This is a genomic window from uncultured Maritalea sp., assembly GCF_937139385.1.
Taxonomy (GTDB): domain Bacteria; phylum Pseudomonadota; class Alphaproteobacteria; order Rhizobiales; family Devosiaceae; genus Maritalea; species Maritalea porphyrae_A.
In genome coordinates, this window is record NZ_CAKZPW010000329.1 from 1 (window position 1) to 10,252 (window position 10,252).

At 50.4% G+C, this 10,252-nt stretch carries 11 protein-coding genes; 5 read left to right on the forward strand and 6 right to left on the reverse strand.

The genetic code is table 11. The features are described from left to right. Positions 1–1,822: 1,822 nt before the first annotated feature. From dprA to ruvX, 5 genes are all read right to left on the reverse strand, one after another. A complete protein-coding gene (gene dprA / locus Q0231_RS13445; protein ID WP_299348103.1) occupies positions 1,823–2,968 on the reverse strand; it encodes a DNA-processing protein DprA in 1,146 nt (381 codons plus the stop codon). After that, a complete protein-coding gene (plsY, locus tag Q0231_RS13450) occupies positions 2,968–3,576 on the reverse strand; it encodes a glycerol-3-phosphate 1-O-acyltransferase PlsY (protein ID WP_299348104.1) in 609 nt (202 codons plus the stop codon). The genes dprA and plsY overlap by 1 nt, the downstream gene beginning before the upstream one ends. Beyond that, complete coding sequence (gene pyrC / locus Q0231_RS13455) at positions 3,577–4,869, reverse strand: dihydroorotase (protein ID WP_269394060.1); 1,293 nt, start codon at positions 4,867–4,869, stop codon at positions 3,577–3,579. Beyond that, a complete protein-coding gene (locus Q0231_RS13460) occupies positions 4,866–5,822 on the reverse strand; it encodes an aspartate carbamoyltransferase catalytic subunit (RefSeq protein ID WP_269394061.1) in 957 nt (318 codons plus the stop codon). Before Q0231_RS13460 ends, pyrC begins: the two co-directional genes overlap by 4 nt. Positions 5,823–5,916: 94 nt before the next feature. Continuing rightward, positions 5,917–6,372, reverse strand: a complete 456-nt coding sequence (gene ruvX, locus Q0231_RS13465) for a Holliday junction resolvase RuvX (RefSeq protein WP_299348107.1) — start codon at positions 6,370–6,372, stop codon at positions 5,917–5,919. 80 nt (positions 6,373–6,452) lie between these two features. On the opposite strand from ruvX, the gene Q0231_RS13470 reads away from it, so the two are divergent. Next, on the forward strand, positions 6,453–6,977 hold the full coding sequence (locus tag Q0231_RS13470; protein ID WP_299348110.1) for a hypothetical protein: 525 nt from the start codon (positions 6,453–6,455) through the stop codon (positions 6,975–6,977). 7 nt (positions 6,978–6,984) lie between these two features. Here the strand turns inward: Q0231_RS13470 and Q0231_RS13475 are convergent, their stop codons facing one another. Further along, positions 6,985–7,347, reverse strand: coding sequence for a DUF1304 domain-containing protein (locus tag Q0231_RS13475; RefSeq protein WP_299348112.1), 363 nt, complete (start codon positions 7,345–7,347; stop codon positions 6,985–6,987). 214 nt (positions 7,348–7,561) lie between these two features. Here Q0231_RS13475 and gatC point away from each other — a divergent pair, with 214 nt between their 5' ends. Genes gatC through Q0231_RS13495 form a run of 4 tightly spaced genes read left to right on the forward strand, consistent with a single transcriptional unit; the run spans position 7,562 to position 10,165 of the window. Next, a complete protein-coding gene (gene gatC / locus Q0231_RS13480; protein ID WP_269394065.1) occupies positions 7,562–7,849 on the forward strand; it encodes an Asp-tRNA(Asn)/Glu-tRNA(Gln) amidotransferase subunit GatC in 288 nt (95 codons plus the stop codon). A gap of 5 nt (positions 7,850–7,854) precedes the next feature. Continuing rightward, the gene (locus Q0231_RS13485) at positions 7,855–8,349 is read left to right on the forward strand and encodes a GNAT family N-acetyltransferase (RefSeq protein WP_299348114.1); all 495 of its coding nucleotides are present in this window, start codon (positions 7,855–7,857) and stop codon (positions 8,347–8,349) included. Beyond that, the gene (gatA, locus tag Q0231_RS13490) at positions 8,346–9,830 is read left to right on the forward strand and encodes an Asp-tRNA(Asn)/Glu-tRNA(Gln) amidotransferase subunit GatA (protein ID WP_299348116.1); all 1,485 of its coding nucleotides are present in this window, start codon (positions 8,346–8,348) and stop codon (positions 9,828–9,830) included. Before Q0231_RS13485 ends, gatA begins: the two co-directional genes overlap by 4 nt. 17 nt (positions 9,831–9,847) lie before the next feature. Continuing rightward, entirely contained in the window at positions 9,848–10,165 is a 318-nt protein-coding gene (locus Q0231_RS13495; RefSeq protein WP_269394068.1) for a chorismate mutase, read from the forward strand. The last annotated feature ends 87 nt before the right edge of the window (positions 10,166–10,252 follow it).

Consider the following 10,252-nt stretch of genomic DNA (forward strand, 5'->3'; position numbering starts at 1 on the left):
GGCGTTTATTGGCGACCGCGTATTCTGTGATGGTGCTCCGATGAACTTTTTTTTCAAGCAGAAGACGGCATACCAGGTTACCACCAGTGGACTGGAGTTCAGACGTGTGCCCTTCCGACCTAATTCTACATAGCGTTCAAAGAAGCTTTCAAGGAACGCTGTTACCAAACGTCCACGATCTTCTGGGATCAGTGCACGCTTTTCAAGTCTCATATAGTCACGATCGCGCAAAACACCAAGGGTTGCAGCGTAAGTTGATGGGCGACCGATGCCCAACTCTTCCATTTTCTTGATCAAGCTGGCTTCAGTAAAGCGGGCAGGTGGCTGGGTATGGTGCTGTTCTGCAAGAACATCCAGCAAAGAAGGCTTGTCGCCTGTATCAAGGGCTGGAAGCTCTTTTGAGTTTTCATCGTCTTTGTCCAGCGTGCTCGCGCCATAAAGGGACATAAACCCTGGAAACGTAATAACAGAACCAACAGCGCGTAAGTCGATTTGGCGATCGCCCTCAACCCGAAGATCAGCAGTTGTGCGGGCAATTTCAGCTGCACGCATTTGGCTGGCCATGGTGCGTTTCCAAATCAACTCATAAAGTTTTTGCTGATCTGGATCAGAGTTTTTCAGCTGCGCTGGCGTGCGCGACAAATCGGTCGGACGAATGGCCTCGTGCGCTTCTTGGGCGTTTTTGGCTTTTGACTGATAAATCCGCGCTTTCTCAGGCAGATAGTTGTCACCAAAATCACGCGCAATTTGGCGGCGCGTTGCATCAATGGCTTCGGGCGCTATCTGCACACCATCGGTACGCATATAGGTGATCGAACCGTCTTCATATAGGCGTTGCGCGATCTGCATTGTGCGTGAAGGGGAGAACCCTAGGCGACTGGATGCATCTTGCTGGATCGTTGAAGTGGTAAATGGCGCATATGGATTACGCTTGGTCGGTTTCTTCTCAACTTTGCCAACAACAATGTTGCCAGCTTTAATCGCAGCTTGAATGGCTTCAGCTTCTTCGCTGGTTTTAATATCGAGTTTGTCGACTTTGTTACCATCAAGGGTATATAGGCGCGCATCAAATCTGGTGCCGTCTTTTTCAAAGTTGGACGTTACGCTCCAATATTCTTGCGGTTTGAATTTTTCAATTTCTGTTTCGCGTTCGCAAACCAAGCGCAAAGCAACAGATTGCACGCGGCCCGCAGAGCGAGAGCCTGGCAATTTGCGCCAAAGGACGGGCGAAAGCGTGAAGCCCACAAGATAGTCGAGTGCGCGGCGCGCCAAATAAGCGTCGACCAACGGCACATCAAGGTCACGAGGGTTTGCCATCGCTTCCAAGACAGCCGTTTTGGTAATCGCATTGAATACAACACGTTTGACGGGTTTGTCTTTGAGTGCTTTCTTTTCTCTAAGCACTTCCAAAACGTGCCAAGAAATAGCTTCACCTTCGCGATCCGGATCGGTTGCGAGGATCAGTTCGTCAGCGGCTTTTACAGCACGCGTGATTTCCGTAAGGCGCTTTTTTGACGCTGCATCAACTTCCCACTTCATCTCAAAATCATGTTCGGGATCAACTGAACCATCCTTAGATGGCAGATCACGCACGTGTCCGAAAGACGCGAGAACCTCGAAATCTTTTCCGAGATACTTATTGATTGTCTTAGCTTTAGCGGGGCTTTCGACAATAACAACTTTCATCGCGTATTTCCTTAACTCGAGTGTGGTGGGCGGTGCGCAACATGGTATTGTTCGGTGTTCAATGTCAATCATTCAACACGTTGCTGATGTGGTCACCTAGTGGAGAAACATGACGAATTCAAGTGAATGTTTTATTTCACGCGCTCAATTTTATATTTACGAGCTGCCCGGCAGACCTTTCTATACGCCCTGCAATTTCAAGATCTAGCAAAACCATTTGCACCGCTTGAGCGGGCAAATTGGTTGCTCTTATCACCTCATCAATTGCAATGGGGGTATGACTGAGTGCTGATAACACCTCGTCAGTGGCGTTAGGTGCTTGGTCCATATCCCACTCTGTTGCGAATTCCTCTTCATCCTCGTTAAACAGCGTTGGTTGGCTCAATTCGAACGTGTTGAGTTGTTCTAATATGTCATCCACATTTCTTACGAGTGTCGCGCCATCTCGGATCAATTTATTGCCACCTGCGGCACGAGGATCCAATGGAAAGCCGGGGATCGCCATGACATCGCGGTTTTGTTCGTTCGCCAAACGCGCGGTGATGAGGGAGCCTGAGCGAATGGCCGCTTCTACAACCAAAACGCCGAGTGAAATTCCTGCTACGATGCGGTTGCGGCGTGGAAAGTCGCGGGCGATAGGACGCGTGCCGAGGGGCATCTCGCTGACCAATAGACCACCATTGTCGACGATCGATTGCGCTAAATCTCGGTTTTGTTCGGGGTAGATATGGTCGACGCCGCCGGCAAATACTGCAACTGTTCCATTTTTCAAGCTAGCGGCATGAGCGGCGCTATCAATGCCGCGCGCAAGACCGGAGATAATGATATAACCTTCCTGACCCAATTCAGAGGCCAATTGGCGTGTAAGTGCCATTCCCGCGGCTGATGCGTTGCGGGCGCCAACTATGGCGAGGCTTTTTTGCATGTCGAAGCGCGCCTGCCCAAGTACTGAAAGCAAGGGCGGCGCGCCCGACGCATGAGCGAGCAGGGGAGGAAAGTCTGGCTCGCCCAGTGCAACTAGTCGGCCGCCGAGTTTATTCAACCGCTCGATTTCTCGAATAGCGTCTTCGGTGGGGCAGACTTTTATTGGTTTGGCAGCGCCGCCGCGCGCCGCCAGAGCTGGCAAAGCGTTCAATGCGGCATCAACTGTGCCGTATCGGTTGATCAAACGCTTGAATGTGGCAGGGCCAACATTTTCGGAGCGGATCAGCCTTAGCCAAGCCAGCTTTTGATTGTCAGAGAGATGTGTTTTGGGAGGTGTCGGCTCATCGAATAGCTGCATCAGCTAGCCGATTGAGACTTTTCACCACCTATTTTGGGTTCGGTACCGTTCATAAGGCGTAAAATATTCTCTTTGTGTCGATAGTATAAAAATATGGAAATCACTGCACACGCAGCGCTTAAGTATGGGCCGGACCAGATCCAAGCGAAAACTGGCGCAGCAGCTGCGGCGGAAAGTGCCGACAGCGAAGAATAACGACGGGCGAAAGCAACAACGGCCCATGTTAGGCACACAAGTAGTGCCACAATGAAATTGAAGGCAAATAAGGTGCCCAGATAGGTCGCAAAACCTTTGCCACCTTTAAAACCCAGCCATATTGGCCAGCAGTGCCCGGCAAAAGCTGCAACACCTGCAATAAGGGCGGCAGTTTCACCGAAGAAATATCGGGCGAGCAAAACAGCGATGCCGCCCTTTCCAGCATCCAGCAACAAGGTCGCTAATGCCAGATCCTTGCGGCCTGTGCGTAAAACGTTTGTTGCGCCAATGCTTTTTGAACCAATATCTCGAATGTCACCCAAGCCTGCAAGGCGAACCAACACCAGCCCAAACGGCACAGAGCCAAGAAAATAGCCGCCAACTGCTGCAACGAGGAGAAAAAGGAGTGTCATTTATGCGTCTGCCAGTTCGTATATCTTGGTGCCACTTACAAAGGTTGCTGTAACCTTACCACTAAATCGCGCACCTTCAAATGCAGTGTTCTGCGAGCGCGATTTCAGATCATTTTCCGAAACAACCCATGGGTAGTCTAAGTCAATTTCGATAAAATCTGCGGGTGCCCCTTTTTGGATGCGACCAGCATCGATGCCTAACAGGTCTGCGGGGTTCGTGGACATGGTGCGCAATAGTGAAATCAGATCGATTTGCTCTTCGTGGACCAAGCGCAAAGCGGCGCTGAGCATAGTTTCTAGGCCGACCGCGCCATCAACCGCTTCGGCAAATGGGCGGCGCTTGCCTTCCATATCTTGTGGGTCGTGGGCGGAGTGAATAACGTCGATCGTCCCATCAACTAGCGCTGCAATCATGGCTTGGCGTTCATCCTCACTTCGAAGTGGGGGCGCCAGCTTGAAGAAGGTGCGATAGTCGCCGATGTCGTTCTCGTTTAGGCAAAGATTATTGATTGAAATGCCAGCGGAGATTCGTTTCGAGTGTTTTTTCGCCCGCGCGATGATTTCAGCTGACTTGGCACAAGAGATTTGCGCTGCATGGTAACGAACGCCAGTTGCCTCAGCCAATTGCACGTCACGATCTAGCGGGATTGTTTCTGCGATGTGTGGGATGCCTTTTAGACCTAATCCAGTCGCAAGCAGCCCCGCGTTCATGACACCACTGCCTGTCAAGTTGGCGTCAGACACATGGTGGATGATCGGCATGTCAAAGTTTTGAGCGTAAGTGAAGGCGGTTTTGAGCAGCGCCGGGTTCTGGATGCTGTTGCGCCCATCCGTGAAGGCTTTGGCGCCTGCTTCTTTCAGCAGCCCAAATTCAGCAATATCTTGCCCTTCTAAGCCTTTTGATATCGCAGCTGCGGGGTAGAAGTTGATTTCTGCTGTGTCGCGGGCACGACGAGCAACAAAGTCGATCAATGCCGCATCGTCCAGCACAGGATTGGTGTCCGGCATGATCAGCGCGCTCGTTACTCCGCCAGCAGCGGCGGCATTTGAGGCGGTTTTTAAGGTTTCGCGATATTCGCGGCCCGGTTCTCCGGTAAAGACGCGAAGATCCACAAGGCCTGGCGCAATAATACGGCCTTGTGCGTCATGTACAGTTGCGCCCTCAGGTAATTCAATTTCACCTTCGATGATTTTGGCAAATTTACCATTTTTAATGAGAATTGAACCATGCATGTCGGTGTTTGAGGCAGGATCAATTATGCGAGCATTTTTGATGACCAGTTGGTTGCTCATGCTTGCACCTCATCATTTGCCAGTAGCGCTTCAAGCACTGCCATTCTCACCGCAACGCCCATTTCCACCTGTTCTGTAATCACTGAACGATCGCAATCGGCAATGGCGGGGTCAATTTCCACGCCGCGGTTCATTGGGCCGGGGTGCATCACGATTGCATCTGGTTTGGCGAATGCCAGTTTGCGTTCATCTAAGCCATAAAAACGATAGAATTCTCTGACAGACGGGATTTGTTGCCCTGCGGCGCGTTCGCGCTGAATACGCAACATCATCACGACATCCGCGTCTTTTAAGCCTTCTTCCATATCAGTGAAGACTTCAGCAGCAAGATGTTCAATGCCCGTGGGCAACATCGTCCTTGGTGCAATAACCCGGGTGCGCGCGTTCATGGCGTTGAGCAACATCAAGTTTGAACGTGCAACTCGTGAATTGGCGATATCACCACAAATGGCAACGGTCAGCCCATTCAAGCGACCTTTGTGGCGGCGGATGGTGAGGGCATCAAGTAACGCCTGGGTTGGGTGTTCGTGGGTGCCGTCACCTGCGTTGACTACTGAGCAACCCACTTTTTGCGACAAGAGCTTCACCGCACCAGAGGAGGCGTGGCGCACCACGATCACGTCTGGTTGCATGGCATTGAGCGTTGTGGCTGTATCAATAAGGGTCTCACCCTTTTTGACACTTGATGTGCTCACCGCCATGTTGAGCACATCTGCGCCTAGGCGTTTACCCGCAATTTCAAAAGAGCTTTGCGTACGGGTAGAGTTTTCAAAAAACAGATTGATCTGTGTGCGGCCTGCCAAAGTGTGCTTGGCCTTTTTTTGCTGCCGTGAAACTTTGACCATGGTCTCAGCGCGATCAAGCAATTCAACAATCTCAACAGGGTTAAGATCTGCAATGCCAAGTAGATGCTTTTGGGAGAATGCGTTATGGCGTGGCGAAGTATTTGTCATATGCCTCGTTCCAAGTCGGTTTCCCCGACATACCCCAAGGCCCTTTTGCGCTCAAGGGAAATCAGCTCTATCCCCACCAATAAGGCGAACAGACTTAACGGCGGCGGTCCAATGCGCCTTGCAGGATGAAGCTGGCTGCCAATTTGTCGACCACTTTTGCTTGTTTGGCGCGAGATATGTCTGCTTCAATCATTGTGCGTGTGACGGCGCTGGTGGACAGGCGTTCATCCCAAAAGGCAATCGGCAGATCGCATTTTTGGGTGAAATTGCGCACGAAGGCACGGGTTGATTGGGCGCGAGGGCCTTCTGAGCCGTCCATATTGAGCGGTAAACCAATGACAACGCCAACACATGCGTTGTCTTTGATTATTTCCAATAGACGTTCGGCATCCAAACCAAATTGCTTGCGGTTGATTGTAACGTTGGGGGTCGCTGTCATTTGCAGACCGTCAGAAATGGCGACACCAATGGTCTTGGTCCCCAAATCCAAGCCGATCAAGCGGCCTTTAGTGGGTAATGCGTCGAGTGGAAATTGATCTTCTTGTGACAAAGGGTGCTCTTTTGCTGGCAATACTGGTGAATCTTCCCTAGCGTCTCACCACATATAGTTCAAGCAAATAGGATGCTGTCATGCGGATCATCTGGTTCGGCAAAAGATGTTTTCGCGTGAAGTTTAGCGATAAGGAGTTTGTGTTCTATCCAGAAGACGCAATGGCACATGTTTCAGCAAATGAGCTTGTTGGTATGGCAATCGTGATCACTGAAAATCAAGTTTCTCCGTTTCAACCATTGATGAACGCTGAACCTAAGATGTCTGGTGGGCGGCTGATTGACGTAATGGATGAACCAGAAAGCTATTTGGCATCTGCGGGAATATTTGTACTTGATGCTTTGCCTGATGAGCGCTTGGTGATCCAATTTCTGGGGAATGAGCCTAATCGCGAATTTGAGGCATGGATCGACGGTGCTGTGGCATTGTGCGCTGGCACCTATCAGCAATGTTTGGGCGCGCTGGAGGGATTGGTTGGCAAAGGGGTGCGACAAGTGTTGATTGCCATATCGGATATGGAAAACATTGACGTGGATGAAATTGCGGCAAAAGCAGGTGGTGCGCGAATACAATTGCTTGAGCCCAGCCTAGCGATTGAGCTTTAGATTTGTTTTAGGTGAGCAATACCAAAACAATGGCCAATGCTGCTGGAACGGACTGAACATATAGAATTCTTTTGGACGCCGTTACCGCCCCATATGCGCCAGCTATAAAGACACACCCCAAAAAGAACTGGGCCACATTCTTTGCCCATTCGGCATCACCAATTAAGAGTGACCAGATAAGTCCAGCTGCCAGAAAGCCGTTATATAGCCCTTGGTTCGCAGCCATTGTTTTTGTGGGGGCGAAAAGGTCTTTGGGGAAGCTGCGAAAGATTTTTGGGCCACGGCTCTCCCAGGCGAACATTTCAAACCAAAGAATGTAAATATGCAGTATGGCGATCAGCGTAATAAGCCCCATTGAGAATATCGACATGTTTGTCCTCGGATTTGAGTTGCTGTGAAGAACAGTGCAAGTTGCTGTTTCCGCATAATGGTTGACCAAAAAGCGCTGCGCAAGTGATTGATCTTCGCATTATTCTGGCACTGAGAGACTAAATTGGCATTTTTGGTGTTGCTTTTGGTTGTCAGGTCCCACTGGCATTGCTAAAAGCGCCAATAACCTTTCCTGATTTCTTGAGGAGTCTCATATGTCGGTCGATGCCGATACAGTGAAGCGTATTGGGCGCTTGGCGCGTATTAAAGTTCAAGATAGCGATGTTGAAAAGCTGAACGGCGAACTCAACACGATCCTTGAATTTGTTGAGCAGCTTTCTGAAGTTGATGTTACTGGCGTTGAGCCAATGACGTCTGTTGCCCCTATGGCGTTGCGCCGTAGGGAAGACAAAGTCACCGACGGTGGTTATCCGGAAAAGATTGTCGCCAATTCACCGCTTTCCGAAGACAATTTCTTCATGGTGCCAAAGGTCGTTGAGTAGCATTCATGGCCATTACCGTTTTTGTTGAAACTGCTTTGCAAGAAGATGTGCGCGACCTTGTCGCGGCGCTCAATGAACATATTGAGCCGCTTGCACCTGCAGAGTTCAACTTTTGCATGACGGTCGAAGACATGGATGACGACACGACCACAGTTTTTGTGGCTCGGGACGATGACAACAAGGCGGTTGGCATTGGTGCTTTAAAAGACCATGGCGACGGAGTGGGCGAGATTAAACGCATGTTCACCCGGCCGGAAGTGCGCGGTAAACGGGTCGGTGTTCGACTTTTGAATGCTATTCAGGACAAAGCGCGGGTGAGTGGCCATAAGCGCTTGGTGCTCGAAACGGGCACAGGCGACGGGTACGCGGGTGCATATCGGCTTTATGAAAATGCCGGTTTTATCAAATGCGGTCCGGTGCTTGATTATCCTGAAAGCGACTATTCTGCCTTTTTTGAAAAAGAACTCGTGATGGGCGGGTTTGAGGAATTATTTCGATGACAACAGATTTAACACGATTGAGCCTTGCGGATACCGCAAAGGGACTCAAGGCAAAAGACTTCACCTCAAAAGAAGTTACAGTCTCTTACCTATTGGCAATTGAAAAAGCTGAAGCGTTGAATGCGTTTGTGGCTGTTACTGCTGATCAAGCGCTGGATATGGCTGCGCAGAGTGATGTAAAATTGCAAAAGGGTGAAGGTGGTGCGCTGGAAGGTGTGCCATTGGGGATTAAAGACCTGTTCGCCACCAAGGGCGTGCACACACAGGCTGCTAGCCACATTTTGGATGGGTTCAAACCAGAATATGAGAGCACTGTCACACAGAACTTGTGGGACGATGGTGCTGTTATGTTGGGTAAGCTCAACATGGACGAGTTCGCAATGGGCTCTTCAAATGAGACATCTTATTATGGTCCGGTGATTAACCCTTGGCGCGCTGAAGGCTCAAATGCCGATTTGGTGCCAGGTGGTTCATCTGGTGGTTCAGCGGCCGCTGTTGCGGGTTGGCTTTGCGCTGGGGCGACGGCTACCGATACGGGTGGTTCAATTCGTCAGCCTGCAGCCTTTACCGGCACGGTCGGTATCAAGCCAACTTATGGCCGCGCATCGCGCTGGGGCACTGTTGCATTTGCGTCGTCGCTTGATCAGGCTGGCCCAATTGCCCGTACGGTTGAAGATGCGGCGATCATGACCACTTCGATTTGTGGATTTGACCCAAAAGATTCTACGTCGGTTGATATGGCGGTACCTGATTTTGCTGCAGCCGTTGAGCGTGGTGTTAAGGGGCTTACCATTGGTGTTCCGAAAGAATACAGCATGGACGGTATGCCAGCGGAGATCGAAAAGCTGTGGCAGCAGGGCCTTGCTTGGCTCAAAGCTGAAGGCGCGATCATCAAAGATATTTCTTTGCCGCACACTAAATACGCATTGCCAGCTTATTATATTGTGGCTCCTGCTGAAGCATCGTCAAACTTAGCGCGCTATGATGGAGTGAAATATGGCCTTCGCGTTCCGGGCAAAGACATCACGGATATGTATGAGCTTACACGGGCTGAAGGTTTTGGTGACGAAGTGCAGCGCCGGGTGATGATTGGTACTTACGTGCTGTCTGCAGGTTACTACGACGCTTATTACGTCCAAGCGCAAAAAGTCCGCACGCTTATAAAGCGCGACTTTGAAAACGTGTTTAACGATGGTGTCGATGCGATTTTGACACCTGCGACACCTTCTGCTGCATTTGGTGTTGCTGATCAGGAAATGAAGTCTGACCCAATCAAAATGTATCTCAATGACATATTCACCGTGACTGTGAATATGGCCGGATTGCCGGGCATTGCAGTACCTGCTGGTAAAGACGGGCAGGGGCTTCCGTTGGGACTTCAATTGATCGGCAAGCCGTTTGACGAAGAGACATTGTTTGCGGCAGCACGGGTGATTGAAAAATCACATGGTTTGGATTTTACACCGACTAGATGGTGGTAGGGACAAAGGCGGGTATGATGGCTGATCGGATTAAAACTCCAGCACAATGCGAAACCAAACAGGATGTGCGATCTGAAATTGATCGTCTTGATCAGGACTTGATCAATTTGTTTGCAGAGCGTCATGGATATGTGACCCGAATGGCTGCGATTAAGACCGACCCACATGAAGCCTACGACAAGGCGCGGATTGAGGCGGTAATTGATAAAGTGCGTGCCCGCGCGCTGGAAAAGCAATTGGATGAGGATCAAGCCGAGTTGATTTGGCGGACCCTGATTGATTGGAATGTGAATTTTGAAAAGGGCGTCATTGCCGCCCGCCGCAGCCAAAGCTAGTCGGCAAGACATAAGAGATAACGATATGACACAACTCGTTGATACACGCACGCCGGACCCAAAGAAGTTCATCAAAGGCGCGACAGG